13 protein-coding genes are annotated in these 16,927 nt (G+C 66.7%); 6 read left to right on the top strand and 7 right to left on the bottom strand.

The window, feature by feature from the left end; translation table 11 throughout:
- Positions 1–245: 245 nt before the first annotated feature.
- Positions 246–650 (bottom strand): DUF488 domain-containing protein, encoded by a 405-nt coding sequence (locus E4487_RS17135; RefSeq protein ID WP_134676756.1) that lies wholly within the window; start codon positions 648–650, stop codon positions 246–248.
- 79 nt (positions 651–729) lie between these two features.
- Here E4487_RS17135 and E4487_RS17140 point away from each other — a divergent pair, with 79 nt between their 5' ends.
- A complete protein-coding gene (locus tag E4487_RS17140; protein WP_175253933.1) occupies positions 730–972 on the top strand; it encodes a hypothetical protein in 243 nt (80 codons plus the stop codon).
- Between the two features lie 45 nt (positions 973–1,017).
- On the opposite strand, the gene E4487_RS17145 is transcribed toward E4487_RS17140, so the two are convergent.
- Together E4487_RS17145 and E4487_RS17150 are read right to left on the bottom strand one after the other, a co-directional pair.
- A complete protein-coding gene (locus E4487_RS17145) occupies positions 1,018–1,281 on the bottom strand; it encodes a YebG family protein (protein WP_037048038.1) in 264 nt (87 codons plus the stop codon).
- Between the two features lie 108 nt (positions 1,282–1,389).
- Positions 1,390–2,364: an MBL fold metallo-hydrolase gene (locus E4487_RS17150; RefSeq protein ID WP_175253934.1), complete on the bottom strand. Its 975-nt coding sequence runs from the start codon at positions 2,362–2,364 to the stop codon at positions 1,390–1,392.
- Between the two features lie 223 nt (positions 2,365–2,587).
- Between E4487_RS17150 and E4487_RS17155 the strand changes: the two genes are divergently transcribed.
- Positions 2,588–3,082, top strand: coding sequence for a phosphate-starvation-inducible protein PsiE (locus tag E4487_RS17155; RefSeq protein WP_037048030.1), 495 nt, complete (start codon positions 2,588–2,590; stop codon positions 3,080–3,082).
- 10 nt (positions 3,083–3,092) lie between these two features.
- Here E4487_RS17155 and E4487_RS17160 read toward each other — a convergent pair whose 3' ends face one another.
- From E4487_RS17160 to E4487_RS17170, 3 genes are all read right to left on the bottom strand, one after another.
- On the bottom strand, positions 3,093–5,720 hold the full coding sequence (locus tag E4487_RS17160) for a DEAD/DEAH box helicase (protein WP_175253935.1): 2,628 nt from the start codon (positions 5,718–5,720) through the stop codon (positions 3,093–3,095).
- Between the two features lie 116 nt (positions 5,721–5,836).
- On the bottom strand, positions 5,837–6,832 hold the full coding sequence (locus E4487_RS17165; protein WP_175254015.1) for a GlxA family transcriptional regulator: 996 nt from the start codon (positions 6,830–6,832) through the stop codon (positions 5,837–5,839).
- Positions 6,833–6,944: 112 nt separating this feature from the next.
- The gene (locus E4487_RS17170; protein ID WP_175253936.1) at positions 6,945–7,823 is read right to left on the bottom strand and encodes a helix-turn-helix domain-containing protein; all 879 of its coding nucleotides are present in this window, start codon (positions 7,821–7,823) and stop codon (positions 6,945–6,947) included.
- A 233-nt stretch (positions 7,824–8,056) separates the two neighbouring features.
- On the opposite strand from E4487_RS17170, the gene bglX reads away from it, so the two are divergent.
- The 4 genes from bglX (at position 8,057) to E4487_RS17190 (ending at position 15,471) form a co-directional block, all read left to right on the top strand.
- On the top strand, positions 8,057–10,351 hold the full coding sequence (bglX, locus tag E4487_RS17175; RefSeq protein WP_373921541.1) for a beta-glucosidase BglX: 2,295 nt from the start codon (positions 8,057–8,059) through the stop codon (positions 10,349–10,351).
- A 260-nt stretch (positions 10,352–10,611) separates the two neighbouring features.
- On the top strand, positions 10,612–12,147 hold the full coding sequence (locus E4487_RS17180; protein WP_175253938.1) for a glucan biosynthesis protein G: 1,536 nt from the start codon (positions 10,612–10,614) through the stop codon (positions 12,145–12,147).
- Positions 12,140–14,686 (top strand): glucans biosynthesis glucosyltransferase MdoH, encoded by a 2,547-nt coding sequence (gene mdoH / locus E4487_RS17185; RefSeq protein ID WP_175253939.1) that lies wholly within the window; start codon positions 12,140–12,142, stop codon positions 14,684–14,686. The genes E4487_RS17180 and mdoH overlap by 8 nt, the downstream gene beginning before the upstream one ends.
- 254 nt (positions 14,687–14,940) lie before the next feature.
- Positions 14,941–15,471 carry a cytochrome b gene (locus E4487_RS17190; protein WP_175253940.1) on the top strand — a complete coding sequence of 177 codons (531 nt, stop codon included), beginning with the start codon at positions 14,941–14,943 and terminating at the stop codon, positions 15,469–15,471.
- Between the two features lie 237 nt (positions 15,472–15,708).
- On the opposite strand, the gene E4487_RS17195 is transcribed toward E4487_RS17190, so the two are convergent.
- Entirely contained in the window at positions 15,709–16,896 is a 1,188-nt protein-coding gene (locus E4487_RS17195; RefSeq protein WP_175253941.1) for an MFS transporter, read from the bottom strand.
- Positions 16,897–16,927 lie beyond the last annotated feature (31 nt).

A 16,927-nucleotide genomic window follows, 5' to 3' on the forward strand; every position in this document is an offset into this window, starting at 1 on the left:
CGTGCGCACGGGCGCAGCTCGGCAAGTCCGATAGGACGGAGCGGGAAGGTGCGGGGTGAGCCCGCTTAGACGGCTGCCGGCGGAGGGGGAGTGCCGGCGTGACAGGCAGGTGGCGGCGCACAGCCATCGGCAGCGGCGCGGTAGGCGGCGCTGGCGAGATCGTTCGGGCGATGCGCGAGCAGGGTCATGGAAATGGGGCGACTCGGTTGTTGAGGTCCAGAGGCTAGCCTGAGCGGTCGGCGTGGTCAACCCGCATCGAACTCGCCCTGGTAGCACACTGCCGAACTCGGCGTGTCGCGTCGCAGCAGCTCCTCCTCGAGGAACTCCGCCAGCACGCGTGCGTTGTTGTGCACCTCATCGCGTGCGGCGTAGAGCAGCGTCAGGGTGCCGCCTGCCGCCCAGTGCAGCAGGCGCTGCCAGTGCTCGGGGTGGCAGGCCAGTTCGTGGCGGTAAGCTGCGCGAAAGTCGGCGAAGGCAGGGGCGCGATGGTCAAAGCCCTTGCGCAGGGCGGTCGATGGCGCGACATCGGGCAGCCAGGCGTCGCACGCCAGGGCATCCTTCGCCAGCCCTCTCGGCCACAGGCGGTCGATCAGCACGCGCTGCCCGTCGCAGGTTTCGGCTTCCAGGTACACCCGTTTGCAGCGGATCATCAACCGGCTCCTTGCCTGCGGCAACGCTGCACTTGGCGTCGTGCGCGTGCTCGTTTAGCGTGGGGGAGGAGGAATCACCATGGACTATTTCATCATCGTCGTCACTACTGCGGCCGGCCTGTACTTTCACTGGTGGCTGTTTCGCCGCATCCGTCAGTGGAGTGACCGCGACCTGGCACTTTCCTTCGCCGAGGGAGACGAGCCCAAGCGCCAGTACATGCTGGAGCAACTGGCCCGTGCCCGGCACGAGGGCATCAGCCGCCGTGAACTGCCCGCCTGGCTTGAGCAGGCTGCGACGCAGTATCGGCCAGGCAACGCATGACCCCGAGGCCTCGACCGTCGAGCACGGCGAGGCCTGCAGGGCTGGTCATTCGCTGGCGGCTTCGGCCTCGAGTTCGTCGAGCGCATCCGGCTGGTTCTTGAAGGCCTTGGCGAACACGTCGCGGTTCTTGGCCATGAAAATGCCGATTTCCTCGCCTTGCTCCTCGTTCAGCGACGGCACTGCCTTGTGCAGCACCTCGGTCAGGCGCTCGGCCAGTTCGAGCATCTTGTCGTAACGATCGGCTTCGGCCTTATCCATGAACAAGCGCTCCGGGTCGCGACTGCTGCGGTACACCACTTCGACGGCCATTCATCACCTCATCTGCCTTCATGCGTGTCTATCGGTAACTGTTTATTTGTACAGTGCTCGAAGCATAAAGAACTCGCTGCCGTTTTGCCAGCAGCGAGTGTCAGGAATTCAGCGGTCGCTGCGGATCGGGCTGAATTCGGCGGGTACCCAGGCATAGCCCTGGGCGTCCTTGCGTACGTGGCCGAGGCCGGGGAAGGGCAGGTGCGCGCCGGCAACCCAGAGCTTGTCCCTGGCTGCTTCGGCGAGGAGGCGCTGGCGGGACTCCAGGGCCTTGGCGCTGTCGACGTCGAACTCGATGACCACCTCCGGCCTGGTGAACTGCACGGCATGGTTGTGCACGATGTCGCCCCATACCAGCAGGCTCTGCCCGCCCGACTGGAACAGGTAGGACGTGTGTCCGGGGGTATGGCCGGGGCTGGCCACCAGGCTGACGCCGGGCAGCAGCTCGCCCTGCGCTTCGTAGGGCTTGAGCTTGTTCATCCTGGCGTAGGGCGCAACGGCCTGCTGCGCCAGCTTGAACATGCCCTGCATGCCTTCGGGGGCCTTGGCCATGGTCGCCTCGTCGAGCCAGAAGTCGGCTTCCGCCTGGGGCACTTCCACGGTCGCGTTGGGGAAGGCCGGGCTGCCGTCGGCGTTGACCAGGCCGCAGGCATGGTCCGGATGCAGGTGGGTGAGCAGCACGGTATCGACCTGTTCCGGCTGGTAGCCGGACGCCTTGAGGTTGTTCTGCACCACGCCCAGCGTCGGGCCGAAGCACTGGGCGGCGCCGGTGTCGACCAGCACCAGGTTGTCACCGGTATTGATCAGGTAGGCGTTGACCGCGGTCTGCACGCCGTTCTCGGATGCGACGAACATGCGCGCGAGCAACGACTGCAGGTCCTTGTCGTCGATGCCCTTGAGCAGGCTGGCCGGCAGGTCGGTGTAGCCGTCGTACAGGGCCGTGACCTCGAAGTCCCCGAGCGCCATGCGGTAGTAGCCCGGCACCTGGCTCTTCTGTGGTGCCGGTGCGGCTGCCTGCAACGGCAGGCTGACCAGGGCGAGCATGGCGGATGACAAGGCGGTGCTCAGCGAGAAAAGACGCATGGGGAGATCCTTCGTTGAGTGGGGATGCCGCAGTGTGCGATGCCGGAGGCCGTCTTGGCGAGCCTGTCCTGTGCTTTCAGCGTCGAGCCGCCCGCTCTGGCCGGGCCTTGCGTCACATTGCCGCATCATCCTCGCGTAGGTCTTTTTCCTGCATGATGGTGGCCTGTGAATGCCCGCGGTGGGTGTTCGGGACGTCGTGCCGGGTTTGCTGGGGAGTTGAAGGATGAATTGGGCTGAGCGCTTGCGCGAACACATGCATGGTCTGGCGGAGTCGCTGGGCAACCTGCTGATGGAGGCGTTCCATTATCTGGCGCTGTTCGCCATCGGGGCGATCACTGCCTGGGCCGGGGTGATGGCCTTCATCGGCATGCTGGAGAAGGGCCACATCACGGTCGATGACATCCTGCTGCTGTTCATCTACCTGGAGCTGGCGGCCATGGTTGGGATCTACTTCAAGACCAACCACATGCCGATCCGCTTCATGATCTACGTGGCGATCACCGCGCTGACGCGCCTGATGATCTCCGACATTTCCCACACCCACAAACCAAGCTGGGGCGTGGTGATGGTGTCCGGGGCGATCCTCCTGCTGGCACTGGCGATTCTGGTGGTGCGCTATGCCTCGTCGCGTTTCCCTGCGGCTGCCGGCCCGGTGCCGCGTGGCAAGGTGCGCAACCGCGAGGATGCCGAAGCGGAGCGCGACGATGCGGCCGACTGAGGCGCATCCGCTATTGCAGCGGGGCGAACAGGGCGGCCAGGTCCGCCTCGTCCAGCTGCCACTGTCCCTGGCCACCGCTGCCTAGCACGCCCTCGGCCAGGCTGGCCTTGGCTTGCTGCAGGTGCTGGATCTTCTCCTCGACGCTGCCACGGGCGATCAGCTTGTAAACGAACACCGGCTTGTCCTGGCCGATGCGGTAGGCGCGGTCGCTGGCCTGGGCTTCGGCGGCAGGGTTCCACCAGGGATCGAAATGGATCACGGTGTCCGCTGCGGTGAGGTTCAGGCCGCTGCCGCCGGCCTTGAGGCTGATCAGGAACACCGGGAATTCGCCGGCCTGGAAGCGTTGCACCGGTGTGCGTCGGTCCTGGGTGCTGCCGGTCAGCTTGGCGTAGGCGATCTTGCGTGCCTGCAGCTCCTGCTCGATCAGCGCCAGCATCGAGGTGAACTGCGAGAACAGCAGCACGCGGCGGCCTTCTTCGACCAGCTCCACGAGCATTTCCAGCAGGGCGCTGAGCTTGCCCGAGTCGGCGGTGCCCAGGTCGCTCGCGTCGTCGCCGAGCAGGCGCAGGTCACAGCAGCTCTGGCGCAGGCGCAACAGGGCTTCGAGGATGACGATATGGCTGCGTGCCAGGCCCTGGCGGGCAATCTCGTCGCGTACCTTCTGGTCCATGGCCAGGCGCAGGGTTTCGTAGCGGTCGCGCTGCAGCTGGGTCATCTCGACCCACTGAATGATCTCGGTCTTCGGCGGCAGCTCGCTGGCCACCTGCTCCTTGGTGCGGCGCAGGAGGAAGGGGCGGATGCGCCCGCCCAGGTGCGCCAGGCGCTGGGCATCGCCACGTTTCTCGATGGGCGTGCGGTAGTCGCGGGTGAAGGCCTTGGCGTCGCCCAGCCAGCCGGGCATGAGGAAGTGGAACAGCGACCACAGCTCGCCCAGGTGATTCTCCAGCGGCGTGCCGGTCAGGCACAGGCGCAGGTCGGCCTGTACCTGCGCAGCGGCAGTGGCGGCCTTGCTGCGCGGGTTCTTGATGTTCTGCGCCTCGTCGAGAATCAGCAGGCGATAAGACTGCTGGTTCAGCGCCTTGAGGTCGCGCGGCAGCAGGGCGTAGGTGGTGAGGATCAGGTCGTGCGCGGCGATCTCCTCGAACAGCGCCTTGCGCTTGTTGCCGTGCAGGGCGAGCACGCGCAACTGCGGGGTGAAGCGGGCAGCCTCGTCCTGCCAGTTGGGGATCAGGCTGGTGGGCATGACGATCAGCGCGGGCTTGTCGAGACGTCCGGCCTGCTTTTCGCAGAGCACATGGGCCAGTGTCTGCAGGGTCTTGCCCAGGCCCATGTCATCGGCCAGCACACCGCCCACGCGCAGTTCGGCGAGGGTCTGCATCCAGTTCAGCCCCTCTAGCTGATAGGCGCGCAGTTCGGCCTGCAGGCCTGCAGGCGCGGCCACTTCTCTGACCTGCAGTCGTTGCAGGCGCTGGGCGAAGCCGCGCAGCTCGTCACCGCCTTGCCAGTTCAGCGCCGGACCCTGCGCCAGCTCCGCCAGGCGTGCGGCATCGGCACGGCCCAGGCGCAACGGCAGGTGGTCCTCGCCCGGATCGCGGAAGTACAGCTCACCCAGCGTCGCCAGCAGCGGCTTGAGGCGGGCGAAGGGCAGGGCGATGCGCTTGCCGCCCTGGGGCAGGTTGACCAGCAGGCGATCCTCGTCGGCACGCTGGGCCAGCGCTTCGGGCGTCAGCAGCCAGGGCGTGCGGCGAATCGCCTGCAGGAGGATCGGCAGCAGGCTCAGGCGCTGACCTTCCACCTCGATGCCGAGCTCCAGGTCGAACCAGTTCTGCTGCGGGTCTTCCTCGACTTCGGCGTACCAGTCCTCGACTTCCGCCAGGTTGTACTGGAAGTCCGGGCGCATGTGGATCTGCCAGCCTTCGGCGCGCAGTTGCGGCAACTGGTTCTGCACGAAGCCGAGCCAGTCGCGCTCGCCCTCCAGCTCGAACGGCTCGCCGGCATCGGCTGGCAGGGCGTCGCTCTGCCGCAGGGCGACCTGCAGGCCATGCTGTTCCAGACGCTTGCGCAGCTGCGCCTCGGCGTTCGCATCGCGGATGACGCGCAGGTTCAGGTCGGCCTGGAGGCGCTTGACCAGGTCCTTGGCCGGTTTGCCGAAGGCCAGATGCCCGGCGTAGTTGAAGGCCAGAGCGGCGCGGTGCTGGGTCTGCTCCAGCATGCGCCCCTTGCGTGCATCGAAGTGCACGCGCACGTGGCTGCCCAGGGTCAGCACAGGGACGGGGCTGATGCCCTCCAGGCGTTGTTCGGCGACTTCCTTGCTCGGCACGATCAGCTCGGACAGGTCTGCGCCGCTCTTCTGCACGGCTTCCAGGGTGAGCAGGGCGGCGACCACGTGCTTGCAGTTGAAGCCGACCGGGCAGCTGCAGTGCCCGGTCACGCTCCACTTGCGCCCGTAGGGGTGCAGGGTGATGCGCTGCTGGTAGGTCTGGCCGGAGCCCCGGCAGTTCGCCAGGAGGCTGTGATCCCTGAGGCTGAGCAGCTTGCTGCGCTTTTCCTCGGCGTAGGCGATGCCCCGGCGCAGGTCGCCGGCGCCGAACTCGGAACGCCAGTCTTCCTGGCGCAGATGATGGATGTCGAGGGGCATCAGAACAGCCCCACAGTGGCGAAGGTTTGACGCATGAGCCAGCCGCGTGAATGCAAAGGGACCGATTTTCGCACAGGCGCGGGTGCTTGCGCAGGCACCCATGGTCGGTTCGCGCGTTACTTCCTGGTCTTGACGCAGCCGTGGCGCTGCTCCTTCGACGGCGGATAGCCGAAGAACGAGGCGTAGCACTTGCTGAAATGGCTGGGGGAGACGAAGCCGCAGGCGAGACCGACATCCACGATCGGCAGCTCGGAGTGCTGCAGCAGGCGGCGGCTCTCGGTGATGCGCAGTTCCATGTAGTAGCGCAGGGGCGTGGTGCCGAGCTGCTCCTGGAACAGCCGTTCGATCTGGCGCGGCGAGCGGCCGGCGTACTGGGCGAGCTGGGCCACCGTCAGCGGCTCCTCGATGTTGCTCGCCATCAGGTTGATCACTTCACGCAGGGGTTCGCTCATCTTCTCGTGCAGCGCCGGCCGCGCGCGGCGGTAGCGGGACTCCTCGAACGCGAGGATATCCACCACGGCGTCGGCCAGGTGACGGCCGTACAGCTGGTTGATCCACTCCAGCACCATGTTGAAGGCGCCGGTCGGGCTGGCGGCGGTGAGCCGGTCACGGTCGACGATGTAGCTTTCGCTGGTGACCTGGCTGTCCTTGGCGATTTCCGCCAGGGCGGCGCGGTGTTCCGGGTGAATGGTGCAGCGGTAGCCGTCGAGCTGGCCGGCGCGGGCCAGGAACCAGGCGCCGTTCCACAGCCCGGACAGGGCGATGCCCTTGTGTTGCGCCTGTTTCAGCAATTGTCCCAGTTCCGGCATGTCGCGCAGCGCGGTGCGCAGGCCGCCGCATACCACCAGCAGGTCCAGCTCCGCCAGGCCTTCGCTGCCGGCACGTGCATCGGGGCAGATGACCAGCCCCAGATCGCTGGTCACCGAACCGCCGTCGAGGCTGAAGGTCCGCGTGGCGAAGGCCTGGCTCTGGATCAGGTTGGCGGTGATCAGGGTATCGAGCGCCTGGGTGAAGGCGGGCAGGGAGAAGTGCTCGAGCAGGATGAAGCCGACGCAGGAAGTCTGGATCGTTTCGCGCTTGTCGCCCACGAAACGCACGTTCTGGCCCTGCATCGCCTCGCTGAACTGTCGTCTGGTTACCAATCGCGACCTCGTCGTGCACCCGCGCAGGCACCACCGGCGTGCCTGTCTGTCCGGTGCCGCACTATAACCTGCGTTGGCCGGATCAGGTTGGCTCGAACGCCTGGCGATAGCGGCTGGGGGTATCCCCCAGCGCCTGGCGGAAACGATTGCTGAAATGGCTGGCGCTGGCAAAGCCGCAGGTCATGGCCACCTGCGCCAGGCTCTGGCGGGTGTGGCGCAGCAGATGGCAGGCCAGCGCCATGCGCCTGGCCAGCACGTAGCGGTGCGGCGGCAGGCCGAAGCTGCTCTGGAACATGCGGGCGAAATGGTATTCGGAGAGGCTGCAGAGGCTGGCCAGGATATCCAGCGACAGCGGCTCGGCCAGGTGCTGCTCGATGTAGTCACGCACGCGCCGGCGCACTGCCGGTGCCAGGCCGCCCTTCAGGCGCAGGCCCTGGCGCAGGCCGACCTGGTTGAGCAGGGCATGGTCGAGCAGCTCATGCGCCAGGCTGCTGGCCAGCAGGCGCTCGCCGGGCTCCTGCCAGTCGAGTCGGCAGAGCTGGCGAAAGCGCCCGGCCTGCTCGGCGTCCTCGAGGAAGGTCGCCTCTTGCAGCTGCAGGCTGCGCGGCTCACGGTCGAGCAGGGCGACAGCGCCGAGGGCGAACTGCTCCTGCTCGATATAGAGGTGGGCGAGCTGGATTTCGCCGTTGATGATCCAGGCCGACTGGTGCTCGGCGGGCAGGATGCACAGGCGGTCCGGCGCGCCGCGGTTGCCTGGTTGCTCGCGGCGGAAGGTGCCGGTGCCACCGGCCAGGTAGCAGGACAGCGTGTGATGGCTGGGGGCGAGGTAGTCGCGTGCATCGTGGGCGTTGCTCCAGTGCGCCACCGCCAGGCCGTCACCCAGCTCGGCAATGGCGTGCAGCCGCGCATGCGGCGAGCGGCTCATGCTCTGGAATACCTGCAGGTTGTCGAATGTCGCCATCAGCTTCTCCCGGATGCCGCCATGCTACACCCGCCATCCGGTAACGCCAGTCGCCGCGAGAAAAATGCGCAAGTTCGTGCAAGTGCTGGCGGTGCATCCCGGATTGCGACTGCCTGGCTGCTCGCGTGAAGTACGGGCTGAGGTTTTTTGCGCGCGGCTACGGCGGCGCAGGGCGAGTCGGAGTATCGTGGCGAGCACTCGAACAATGATTCGCATCCCGGATGCCCTTCTCGATGACTGACCTGCGCTCGTTCGCCCTCGCTTCCCTGTTGATCACCCCCGGCCTGCTGGCTGCCGCCCCCTCCATCGATGACAAACCCGCCTTCATCGCCGACCTGGTCAGCCGCATGACCCTGGAAGAGAAGGTCGGTCAGCTGCGCCTGATCAGCATCGGTGGTGACATGCCGCGCGAGCGCATCCGCGAGGAGATGGCGGCCGGGCGCATCGGTGCCACCTTCAACTCGGTGGTGCGCCCGGAGAACCGGCCCATGCAGGAAGCGGCGTTGCGCAGCCGCCTGGGCATTCCGGTGTTCTTCGCCTACGACATCATCCACGGCCACCGCACCACCTTTCCCATCGGCCTGGGTCTGGCGTCGAGCTGGGACATCCCGGCCATCGAGAACAGCGCTCGGGTCGCGGCGTTCGAAGCCAGTGCCGACGGCCTCGACATGACCTTCGCGCCGACCGTCGATATCTCCCGTGATCCGCGCTGGGGGCGCACCTCGGAGGGCTTCGGCGAGGACCCCTATCTGGTCTCGCGCATTGCCGCTGCCATGGTGCGTGGCTATCAGGGCAGCGACCCCAGCGATCCGCAGCGCATCATGGCCAGCGTCAAGCACTTCGCCCTGTATGGCGCGGTGGAGGGCGGGCGCGACTACAACGTGGTCGACATGAGCCCGATGCGCATGTACCAGGATTACCTGCCGCCGTACCGGGCGGCCATCGATGCCGGTGCCGGCGGGGTGATGGTCGCGCTCAACGCCATCAACGGTGTTCCCGCTTCGGCCAACAGCTGGTTGCTGCGCGACCTGCTGCGCCGCGACTGGGGGTTCAAGGGCGTGGCGTTGAGCGACCACGGGGCGATCACCGAGCTGCTGCGCCATGGCGTGGCCAGCGATGGCCGCGAGGCGGCGCGTCTGGCGATCAGCGCTGGCGTGGGCATGAGCATGGCCGACACCCTCTACGACCAGGAACTGCCGGGCCTGGTGCGCAGCGGCGCGGTGCCGCAGCGCGTGCTGGACGAGGCGGTCAGCCATGTCCTGGCCACCAAGTACGACCTTGGCCTGTTCCATGACCCGTTCCGCCGTATCGGTCGCGCCGAGGATGACCCGGCCGACGTCAATGCCGAGAGCCGCCTGCACCGTGCCGATGCGCGGGCGATGGCGCGCGATGCCCTGGTGCTGCTGGAAAACCATGGCGACACCCTGCCGCTGAAGAAGACGCAGACCGTGGCCCTGATCGGCCCGCTGGCCGACTCGCCGGTGGACATGCTCGGCAGCTGGTCGGCGGTGGGCGTCGCCGAGCAGGCGGTGACCCTGCGCAAGGGCATGCAGGCGGCGCTGCAGGGCCGGGGCAAGCTGCTGTTCGCCCAGGGCGCCAACGTCACCGACGATGCCCATGTGATCGACTACCTCAACCAGCTCAACTGGGATCGCCCGGAGATCGTGCAGGACAAGCGCACGCCGCAGGCGATGCTGGAGGAGGCGGTCAGGGTCGCCCGCCAGGCGGACGTGATCGTCGCCGCGGTCGGCGAGGCGCGTGGCATGTCCCACGAGTCGTCGAGCCGTACTCGCCTGGACCTGCCCGACAGCCAGCAGGCCTTGCTGCGCGCCCTCAAGGCCACCGGCAAGCCGCTGGTGCTGGTGCTGATGAACGGCCGCCCCCTGGCACTGACCTGGGAGAAGGACAATGCCGACGCCATGCTGGAAACCTGGTACAGCGGCATCGAGGGCGGCCATGCCATCGCCGATGTGCTGTTCGGCGAGCACAACCCGGCGGGCAAGCTGCCGATCACCTTCCCGCGTTCGGTCGGGCAGATCCCCAGCTACTACAACCATCTGCGCCTGGGTCGTCCGTACACCCCCGGCACGCCTGGCAACTACACCTCGCAGTACTTCGAGGAGCCCAATGGCCCGCTCTATCCATTCGGCTACGGCCTGAGCTACAGCGACTTCCAGCTCTCGGCGCCGACACTCTCGGCACCGCGCATGACGCCGGATGAGCGGATTCGCGTCAGCGTGACCCTGAAGAACGCCGGACCGCGTGCCGGCGCGACCGTCGTGCAGCTGTACCTGCATGACGAGGCCGCCTCGGTGATCCGCCCGGTGAAGGAACTCAAGGATTTTCGCAGGGTCAAGCTTGAGGCAGGCGAGACTCGCGAGCTGAGTTTCGAGATCGACGAAAGCATGCTGCGTTTCTTCGATGCCAGCCTGCGTCATGTCAGCGAGCCGGGTGCCTTCCGTGTCCAGCTGGGGCTGGATTCGCAAAGCGTGCAGGAGGCGCGTTTCGAACTGTTGCCACGCCAGTGAGGGGGTGGCCCTAGGAGGCAGAAAATATACTCGCGCGACCACCTGTGCCGGACTTCACGATCTGGTAATAATGCGCAGAAAGAATCCGCGCATGCGCAGGCACCACCGTCCGGTCGGTCGTCCGCATCGCGCTCGCGCTGTCGCTGTCCCATTCGCCTGTTTTCAACTCTCCGCAGCGGTCGCCCCCGGGCTGGCCGCTGCCTGTCAGTACGTGTTGCCCTGGAGGCTGTGTGTCGATGAGTCGTTGTTCTGGAGCCCGTATGGGCAAGGCCGGCAAGCTGGCCCTCTGTGTGCTCCCTCTGTTGTTCGCAGCCCAGAGCTGGGCATTCGAGCTGGACGATGTGGCGGTCAAGGCCAAGGCCCTGGCGGCCGAGAAGTACAGCGCGCCGCAGAGCAATCTGCCGGCATCCCTGCGCGACCTGCCGTTCGCCGGCTATCAGAAGGTGCGCTTCCGTGAAGACAAGGCCTACTGGCGCGACGGCAAGACGCCGTTCCAGCTGTACTTCTTCCACCAGGGCATGCATTTCGACCTGCCGGTGAAAATCAACGAAGTGACCGCCGAGGGCACGCGCGAAATCAAGTATGACCCGGCGATGTTTGACTTCGGCGACCTCGACCTGAAAGCGGAGGACCTCAAGGATCTCGGCTTCGCCGGTTTCAAGGTGATCCACGAGCTGAACGAGGCGGGCCGTCAGGATGAAGTGATGAGCGTGCTGGGCGCCAGCTACTTCCGCATCGTCGGCAAGGGCCAGGTGTTCGGCCTGTCCGCACGCGGGCTGGCCATCGACACGGCGCTGCCGTCGGGCGAGGAGTTCCCGCGGTTCACCGAGTTCTGGATCGAGAAGCCGCAGTCCGATCGCGGCACCTTGCTGTTCTATGCGCTGCTCGACTCGCCGCGTGCCACCGGTGCCTACCGCATGGAGATCGACCCGGGCCGCGACAGCGTGCTCGACGTGCAGGCCAAGGTCTACCTGCGCGAGCCGGTGGAGAAGCTCGGCATCGCGCCGCTGACCAGCATGTACCTGTTCGGCGCCAACCAGCCTTCGCCCCGTCACAACTACCGCCCCGAATTGCATGATTCCGACGGCCTGGCCATCCACGCCGGCAATGACGAGTGGCTCTGGCGCCCGCTGAACAACCCGCAGCGCCTCAACGTCAGCAGCTACCGCATCGACAACCCGCGTGGTTTCGGCCTGATGCAGCGCAACCGTGATTTCGGCCAGTACCAGGACCTCGACGACCGCTACGAGCTGCGCCCGAGTGGCTGGGTGGAAACCGTCGGCGACTGGGGCACCGGCCATGTCGAACTGGTGGAGATTCCCACGCCGGACGAGACCAACGACAACATCGTCGCCCTCTGGCGCCCCGACAACCAGCCCGCCGTAGGCGAGGCACTGGATGTCCACTACCGCCTGCACTTCAGCCGGGACGACGCCAAGCTGCATGACCCGCAGCTGGCCATGGTCACCCAGACCCGTCTGTCCGAGGGTGACGTGAAGCAGGCCAACCTGATTCGTCAGCCCGATGGCAGCACCGCCCTGGTGGTGGACTTCGCCGGCCCGGTGCTGGCCGAGCTCGCGGAGGACGCGGCCATCGAGCCGCAGGTGAGTGTCGACGGCAATGCCGAGATCGTGGAGAAGAACCTGCGTTACAACCCGGTGAGCAAAGGCTGGCGCCTGACCCTGCGCATCCTAGTCAAGGACCCGGCACAACCGGTGGAAATGCGTGCTGCCCTGGTCCAGGACGGCAAACCCCTGTCGGAAACCTGGAGCTACCAGCTGCCTGCCCATGAATAACTCCCTCGACGATACGCTGATCCAGGACTACCTGGAGGAACTGCCGCTCGACCCGCAGCGGCAGGAGGACCTGGCTCACCGCCTGGAGGAGGGGGGTGACCTGGCCACCCTGCACCATGCGCTGCAGATGCCGGAGGCGGCCAGCAGCGAGCCCCAGGAGGAAACGCGCGAGCTGCTCGAGTCGGTCCCGGCGCGCCTGGAGATGGGCTGGCCGGACGCACTCGAACGCGGTTGCCGCCTCGTCGAGGATCACCAGGGCCGGCCGACCATCGAGTCGACCCCGCCGATCAGGCGCACGCGCATCGTGCCGGAGCCCTGGCAGACCAATATCCTCGACCGTGGCTGGCGACGCCTGAAGGGCGAGAAGCCGACGCCACGTCCGCGTACCCGCGAGACCGAGGATTTCGCCGAGGCGCGCTGGCGGCAGGTCGCGTCGATGCGCCGTGCTGCCCTGTTGCTGCTGATGGTGGCGCAGACGGTGGTCGCCACCTGGTACATGAAATCGGTGCTGCCGTACCAGGGCTGGTCGCTGGTCGACCTGGGCCTGGTCTTCGAGCAGCCGCTGCGCGAGTCGGCGCGACAGATCCTGCCGTACGTGGTGCAGACCAGCATCCTGGCGCTGTTCGCACTGCTGTTCTGCTGGGTTTCGATGGGCTTCTGGACGGCCCTGATGGGCTTCTTCCAGCTGCTGCGCGGGCGTGATCGCTACAGCATCTCGGCCACTGCCTGCGGCAACGAGCCGATCTCGCCGAAGGCGCGCACCGCGCTGGTCATGCCGATCGCCAACGAGCACGTGCCACGGGTGTTCGCCGGCCTGCGTGCGACCTTCGAGTCGCTGAAGGCCACCGGGCAGCTGGAGCATTTCGATTTCTTCGTGCTCAGCGACAGCAACGACCCGGACATCTGCGTCGCCGAACAGCAGGCCTGGATGGAGCTGTGCCGCGAAGTGGAAGGCTTCGGGCGCATCTTCTATCGCCGCCGGCGGCGCCGGGTGAAGCGCAAGAGCGGCAATATCGACGACTTCTGCCGGCGCTGGGGCAGCAACTACCGCTACATGGTGGTGCTCGACGCCGACAGCGTGATGAGCGGCGACTGCCTGACCAGCCTGGTCCGCCTGATGGAGGCCAACCCCGGCGCCGGGATCATCCAGACCGCGCCCAAGGCGTCCGGCATGGACACCCTCTACGCGCGCCTGCAACAGTTCGCCACCAGCGTGTACGGGCCGCTGTTCACCGCCGGGCTCAACTTCTGGCAGCTGGGTGAGTCGCACTACTGGGGCCACAACGCGATCATCCGCGTCAAACCCTTCATCGAGCACTGCGCCCTGGCGCCCTTGCCGGGCACCGGTGCATTCGCCGGGGCGATTCTCTCCCACGACTTCGTCGAGGCGGCGCTGATGCGCCGTGCCGGCTGGGGCGTGTGGATCGCCTACGATCTGCCGGGCAGCTACGAGGAGCTGCCGCCGAACCTGCTCGACGAGCTCAAGCGCGACCGGCGCTGGTGCCACGGCAACCTGATGAACTTCCGCCTGTTCCTGGTACGCGGGATGCACGCGGTGCATCGCGTGGTGTTTCTCACTGGGGTCATGTCCTATCTGTCGGCACCGCTGTGGCTGCTGTTCCTGGCGTTGTCCACCTGCCTGCTGGCGATCCACACGCTGATGGTGCCGGAGTACTTCCTGCAGCCCAACCAGCTGTATCCGCTGTGGCCAAGGTGGCAGCCGGAGGAGGCGGTGGCGCTGTTCTCGGCGACCATGACGCTGTTGTTCCTGCCCAAGCTGCTCAGCGTGCTGCTGATCTGGATCCAGGGCGCCGAAGCCTACGGCGGGCGCCTGCGCGTGCTGCTGTCGATGCTGCTGGAGGCTGGCTGTTCGGTGCTGCTGGCACCGGTGCGCATGCTGTTTCACAGCCTGTTCGTCAGCGCAGCCTTCCTCGGCTGGTCGGTGCAGTGGAACTCGCCGCAGCGCGTGGACGATTCCACGCCCTGGAGCGAGGCCTTGCGCCGTCATGGTTCGCAGGTGCTGCTGGGGATCGCCTGGACAGGGCTGGTCGGCTGGCTCAACCCGGACTTCCTCTGGTGGCTGGCGCCGATCGTGGTGTCGCTGATCCTCTCGCCGCTGGTGTCGGTGCTGACCAGCCGCACCGCGCCCGGTCTGGCTACGCGGCGCAGCAAGCTGTTCCTCATCCCGGAGGAGCACGAAGTGCCGCGCGAACTGAGCAACACCGCCGAGTACGAGCGCCTGAACAGCGCGCGTGCGCTGCGCCAGGGCTTCCTGCGGGCGGTGGTCGACCCGCTCTACAACGCCCTGGTCTGCGCCATGGCGCGTGCGCGCCATGCCAAGGTGGTGCCTGCCGCCGAAGCCTTGCGTGACGAGCGGATCGAGGAAATCCTCGCGGCCGGCCCGCAAGGGCATGTCGAGGCCACGCGCTGGCGCCTGCTCAACGACCCCGACGGCATGGCGCGCCTGCATGCGCGAATCTGGCAGGAGCCGCAGCAGCACAGCTGGCGTGAGGCCCGCGAGCGCTTGCGCGACGCCTGAGCAATCGACCCTGTGTCGCAGGGTCGCCTGCGACACACTTGCTTACAGCCAGGTTTTCCCATTGCTACCTGCCTCAGTGCACCATGGCGTCTTGCGATGACACGGGCCCTGAGACAGAGCCTTGGCCACCTATCTGGTGAAAACAAGATGGCATGTTCCCGCTCCTCCATCGCAATTGCCGGGCTGTTTCGCTGCGTGCACAGGAGGAGCCGTGCGTGGCGACGCCATTCACCTGACCTGATAGGAACCTGAATATGTCGAGCCTCAATGATTCTGCACAGCGTTACGGCGTTGTGTCTCGTGTTTTGCACTGGGCCATGGCGGCGCTGCTGCTGTGGCAATTTCTCACTGTATTGGCGCCGGAAGACAGTGCTCTGGAGACGCTGATCGGCGGTACGCACAAGTCCGTCGGCCTGCTGCTGATGGTGCTGGTGGTCATCCGCCTGGCCTGGGCACTGTACAACCGTGGGCGTCGTCCTGCCGCGTTGAGCCGAGCCGCCAGCCTGGGTCATCGGGTCCTCTATGCGCTGATGCTGGTGATTCCGTTGTTGGCGCTGATGCGCCAGTACGGTTCCGGGCGGGCCTTCGAAGCATTCGGCATGACCATCATGTCCGGCTTCGAGGGTGGCAAGATCGAGTGGATGATCGCCCCGGCCAGCCTGTTGCACGGCAACCTCGGCCAGCTGTTGCTGGTGCTGATCATCGGGCATGTGGTCATGGCATTCGTCCATCGTCGCCAGGGCGATGTGGATGTGCTCGGGCGCATGCTGGGGCGTTCGTCCTGAGCGCTATGGCGAATGTCTTACACGCCGAAGCGGTAACCGCTGCTGTTGTCGCTTCGGTCAGATCCTTAATCTACACACATCCCCTGCAGCGACGGATCGCTGAGGATCACGGATGATGACCAGGCCACGATGGCTACCGACAGGATGTCGGATGGTTGGGAAGAAACCCGCTTCGGCGGGTTTTTTGTTGCCTGCGCAAAAGCCGGGCCGCTCGCCGGCGCGGGCGGCATCTGGCGCTCAGGGGTCGCGACTGACGAACAGCAGCAGCCCGAGCAACGGCAACCCTGCGCCCAGCAGCGCCGCACCCTGCCAGCCGAACTGCTCGTAGATCGGGCTGGCCAGCGCCGAGCCGATGGCCCCGCCGATGAAGATACTGGTCATGTACAGGGCGTTGAGGCGTGCGCGGCTCTGCGGCTCGAGGGCGTAGATGCTGCGCTGGCCGAGCACCATGCTCATCTGCACGGCGAAGTCGAGGACGATGGCGGTCGCCACCAGGCCGACCCAGCCCAGGCCGTCGCTCAGCAGATCGGGGACGAAGGCCAGCGGCGCCAGCAGCAGTGCGACCAGGCTGGCGCGGTAGGTATGCCCGGCATCGGCCAGGTGCCCGGCGATCGGCGCTGCCACCGCGCCGATGGCGCCGGCCAGGGCGAACAGGGCGATGTCCTGCTGGCTCAGCCCCAGGTGACGGGCCAGCTCCAGCGGTGCCGCGGTCCAGAACAGGCTGAAGCTGGCGAACATCAGGCCCTGGTACAGCGCCCGGCGACGCAGGATCGGGTAGCGGCGCAACAGTTGCACGAGCGAGGCCAGCAACTGGCCGTAGCTGGCGCGGTGAGCGGGCGCATGGCGCGGAATGGTGGTGGCGATCACCAGGCTGATCAGCAGCATCAGGCTGGCGGCCATCAGGTATACCGCGCGCCAGCCGAACTCGCCGGCCACCAGGCTGGCCAACGGCCTGGCCAGCAGGATGCCCAGCAGCAGGCCGCTCATGATGTTGCCGACCACGCGGCCGCGGCTGGCCTCCGGCGCCAGGTTGGCCGCCAGCGGGATCAGCATCTGCACCGACACCGAGCTCAGGCCGATCAGCAGCGCCAGGCCGAGGAACAGGCCGGGCTGGGTGGCGAACGCGGCCGCCAGCAGGCAGAGCAGGGCGGCGGCGGTGGTGATCAGCATCAGCCGGCGGCTTTCCAGCAGGTCGGCCAGCGGCACCAGGAACAGCAGGCCGAGGGCATAGCCGATCTGCGTCAGCGAGACGATCAGGCTGGCCCGCTCGGCGTCGAGGCCGACATCCGGGGCGATCAGCTCGATGATCGGTTGTGCGTAGTAGAGGTTGGCGACGATGGCGCCGCAGCACAGGGCGAACAACAGCACCAGTGTCTGCGGCAGGGATGGGGACTCGCGTGTGAGCGAGGAGGTCTGGCTGGTCATGCGCTGTTCTCGGTGGCAATTGGCGGCAGGC

The sequence above is a fragment of the Pseudomonas sp. BMW13 genome, from assembly GCF_013357275.1.
In the GTDB taxonomy this organism is placed as follows: Bacteria; Pseudomonadota; Gammaproteobacteria; order Pseudomonadales; family Pseudomonadaceae; genus Aquipseudomonas; species Aquipseudomonas khazarica.

Bases quoted from the DNA above. Each gene is read 5' to 3' on its own strand.
- mdoH (WP_175253939.1), top strand. From the start codon at position 12,140: ATGAATAACTCCCTCGACGATACGCTGATCCAGGACTACCTGGAGGAA.
- E4487_RS17195 (WP_175253941.1), bottom strand. From the start codon at position 16,896: ATGACCAGCCAGACCTCCTCGCTCACACGCGAGTCCCCATCCCTGCCG.
- E4487_RS17145 (WP_037048038.1), bottom strand. From the start codon at position 1,281: ATGGCCGTCGAAGTGGTGTACCGCAGCAGTCGCGACCCGGAGCGCTTG.
- E4487_RS17135 (WP_134676756.1), bottom strand. From the start codon at position 650: ATGATCCGCTGCAAACGGGTGTACCTGGAAGCCGAAACCTGCGACGGG.
- E4487_RS17160 (WP_175253935.1), bottom strand. From the start codon at position 5,720: ATGCCCCTCGACATCCATCATCTGCGCCAGGAAGACTGGCGTTCCGAG.
- E4487_RS17150 (WP_175253934.1), bottom strand. From the start codon at position 2,364: ATGCGTCTTTTCTCGCTGAGCACCGCCTTGTCATCCGCCATGCTCGCC.
- E4487_RS17140 (WP_175253933.1), top strand. From the start codon at position 730: ATGGACTATTTCATCATCGTCGTCACTACTGCGGCCGGCCTGTACTTT.
- bglX (WP_373921541.1), top strand. From the start codon at position 8,057: ATGACTGACCTGCGCTCGTTCGCCCTCGCTTCCCTGTTGATCACCCCC.
- E4487_RS17170 (WP_175253936.1), bottom strand. From the start codon at position 7,823: ATGGCGACATTCGACAACCTGCAGGTATTCCAGAGCATGAGCCGCTCG.
- E4487_RS17180 (WP_175253938.1), top strand. From the start codon at position 10,612: ATGGGCAAGGCCGGCAAGCTGGCCCTCTGTGTGCTCCCTCTGTTGTTC.
- E4487_RS17190 (WP_175253940.1), top strand. From the start codon at position 14,941: ATGTCGAGCCTCAATGATTCTGCACAGCGTTACGGCGTTGTGTCTCGT.
- E4487_RS17165 (WP_175254015.1), bottom strand. From the start codon at position 6,832: ATGCAGGGCCAGAACGTGCGTTTCGTGGGCGACAAGCGCGAAACGATC.
- E4487_RS17155 (WP_037048030.1), top strand. From the start codon at position 2,588: ATGAATTGGGCTGAGCGCTTGCGCGAACACATGCATGGTCTGGCGGAG.